The sequence below is a fragment of the Bartonella sp. AD328YNZD genome, assembly GCF_042196425.1.
Window position 1 is genome coordinate 1 of record NZ_JBHIQG010000291.1, and the last position, 3,069, is coordinate 3,069.

3 protein-coding genes are annotated in these 3,069 nt (G+C 37.0%); all 3 read left to right on the top strand.

The genetic code is table 11. The features are described from left to right. Nucleotides 1-702, top strand: a 702-nt coding sequence (locus ACFIO3_RS10785; protein WP_375704444.1) for a tRNA1(Val) (adenine(37)-N6)-methyltransferase, incomplete at its 5' end; no start/stop codon positions are given. Between the two features lie 189 nt (nucleotides 703-891). Then, a complete protein-coding gene (locus tag ACFIO3_RS10790; RefSeq protein ID WP_375615288.1) occupies nucleotides 892-1,743 on the top strand; it encodes a S49 family peptidase in 852 nt (283 codons plus the stop codon). A gap of 223 nt (nucleotides 1,744-1,966) precedes the next feature. Beyond that, nucleotides 1,967-2,875 (top strand): 4-(cytidine 5'-diphospho)-2-C-methyl-D-erythritol kinase, encoded by a 909-nt coding sequence (locus ACFIO3_RS10795; protein WP_375614431.1) that lies wholly within the window; start codon nucleotides 1,967-1,969, stop codon nucleotides 2,873-2,875. Nucleotides 2,876-3,069: the final 194 nt, after the last annotated feature.

Sequence of the window (3,069 nt, forward strand, 5' to 3'; positions counted from 1 at the left end):
CATCGTTCTGGAATGGATGCGATGTTATTAGCTAGTTTGGTTCCAAGTGATTTAAAGGGCAAGGTTGTTGATTTAGGTGCTGGTGCTGGAGCTGCAGGGTTAGCTGTTGCTTCGCGTTGTCTGAAAGTTCATGTTACCTTAGTTGAACGTTCGGCTTTTATGATATCTTATGCTCAAAAAACGCTTATGCTAAAACAAAATAAACAATTTGCTGGCCGCATTTGTTTGCTAGAAGCAGATGTTACTTTCAAAGGGAATGAACGTATAAAAGCAGGTTTGATAGATAATAGCTTTGATTTTGCGATTATGAATCCACCTTTTAATAATCCTACTGATCGCAAGACACCTGATCAACAAAAATCTGAAGCACACGTTATGCCTGAAGCGATGTTTGATAATTGGTTGCGGAGTGCAGCAGCGATTGTCAAGCCAGGTGGATACTTAGGGCTCATTGCACGACCACAATCACTAGTAGATATTTTGCGTGCTTTAGAAGGGCGCTTTGGTGGTATTTGCATCGTTCCTGTGCATGCACGTGCAAAGACAGCAGCAATTCGTCTTTTATTTTACGCAAAACGAGGAAGCAGAGCAGCTTTATCTATTTTACCGGCACTGGTGATACATGAAGATAATGGTCATACTTTTTCACCACGGATTGATGCAATTAATAATGGATATATAAGCTTGTGGGAACTTTTGTAATGGTATCTTGTGTTTTTCAGTTTATTCTTTAAAGTCTACACTTTGTTACTAGGGAGGTTTAGCTTTTGTATGAAATTATATTTCTGGTTGTAATGTGGGGATTGATTGGCGCTTTTGGATGGTATCGCGTTGTTCCTTTTTGTTGTCCTGTCCTCTTTAATTTTTCTTAACTTATAAGGAGATTTTGTTTTGATTGACGTTATCAAGAAACTTATTCCCCATCGTTTTTCTTCCAATAAACTAGAAATTCCTGTCGTTCGCCTTCAAGGGGCGATTATGGATTCATCAGCATCTATATCTCGTACGCTTTCCCTTAGTAGATGTGCTAGTCTTTTAGAGAAGGCTTTTGCGTACAAAAAAGCACCGGCTATTGCCCTTATTATCAATTCTCCTGGAGGTTCACCTGTACAATCGCGTTTAATCTTCAAGCGTATTCGTGATTTGGCAGAAGAAAAAAATAAAAAGGTTCTTGTATTTATTGAAGATATAGCAGCATCCGGTGGTTATATGATTGCTTGTGCAGGAGATGAAATTTTTGCAGATCCTTCTTCGATTGTTGGTTCCATTGGGGTGGTTTCAGCTTCCTTTGGTTTTCCGGAACTTTTAAAGAAAATTGGTGTGGAACGGCGCGTTTACACAGCAGGAAAGAACAAGGTTACACTAGATCCATTTCAGCCTGAAAAAAAGGCGGATATTGAGCATTTGAAATCTCTCCAACTGGAAGTACATCAAACTTTTATCGATTTAGTTAAAGAGCGGCGTTCTACAAAATTATCAAATGATTTGAATCTCTTTACAGGAATGTTTTGGAGTGGAAAAAAAGGCGTTGAACTTGGTTTGATTGACGGATTGAATGATGTACGTTCTGTTATTAAGGAGCGCTTTGGTAATGATGCAAAACTTCGACTTATTATGCCTCCAAAAAGTTTTTTAAGCCCTAAAACGCATTCAGGAGTGACTGCTCATACAGTTTATACAGCAGTTGACAGTGCGTTGATGGCAGCAGAAGAGCGGGCACTTTGGCAGCGTTACGGTTTGTGAGGCCAAAAATCATTCGAGAGGAGATTTTATCTAAAAACAGATGATAGAAGAAAAAAGGCTTGAAATGATACGAAAGTTTATTTTGTATAAGAATTCTTCATATTTATTACTTATTTAGAAAATGATTAAGAATATTTCAAGCTATTTATAGGGTTTATGCTACAGGTATGAATGAAAGGGGCATATTTATAAAAGAACTCTGTATAGGTTAATATTACGTCATATGATATCACATGTAAAAGCTTCGATCCAAAGACATTCTTATGTATTTACACCCATTAAATTGAATTTAGCTTTGCATGTTGTGGGGCAACGTGCTGATGGTTATCATTTAATAGAAAGTTTGGTTTATTTTAGTCTTAGCGGTGATTGCTTACACTATGCGTCTTGTGAAAGTGACCAGTTTGTTTTAACGGGGCCATTTGCAAAAGGGCTTGTTTCTCATTCAGATAATTTGGTTATTCGTGCACGGGATTTTATGCATAAGACTTTTCCTGAAAGTGCTCAACCTGCGTTTTTTCGACTTGTAAAAACATTACCTGTTGCCTCAGGTATTGGTGGTGGCTCAGGTGATGCTGCTGGGGTTGTAAGCATGTTGTATCAACAGTGGAATCTTGATTGCCCTTATGAAAAATTAGCAAAAATGAGTTTAGTTCTTGGTGCTGATGTACCCATGTGTCTTTTTGCATTAGAATATCAGCAGCCACTTTTGGTTAAAGGGATTGGTCAAAAGATTATACGATTGCAAGAGGCTTGTTCACTGGCAATGGTATTGGTTAATCATGGACAAGAGATTTCAACACAAGCTGTTTTTAAAGCGTTAGAGAAGCGTCATCATCCTTCTTTAAAAATTGATTCAGTCGCTTTAAAGACTGTTGATTCATTGGTTGAGGTTTTACAAGAAACGCGTAATGATCTTTTTTCTCCGGCATTAAAAATGGCACCTCAGTTAGCCGAAGTGTTATCTGTATTAGATGAATGTGGGTCTCTTTTTTCTCGTATGTCTGGAACGGGGGCAACTTGTTTTGGCATTTTTAAAAATCAACAAGCAGCGCAAAAGGCAGCTCTTTTTATCAAATCAATGTACCCAAATTGGTTTGTAAAACCGATCATAACTTTAGGAACTATTTGAGAAATAAAAACTTTTATTTTGTCTTGATTCTACTATACATAATGAAAAGGGTAACTAAAGAAATCTACTTTTTGTTTTTTAAACAAAATGAATACATGCTAGAATAATTTTTTAGAAGAAAAATGGACAATAGGATACTCTTTATCTCATGGTTTGTTTTTATCTTTTGTGTAAGAATTCGCAGAATGTTTGAA

Bases quoted from the DNA above. Each gene is read 5' to 3' on its own strand.
- ACFIO3_RS10795 (WP_375614431.1), top strand. From the start codon at position 1,967: ATGATATCACATGTAAAAGCTTCGATCCAAAGACATTCTTATGTATTT.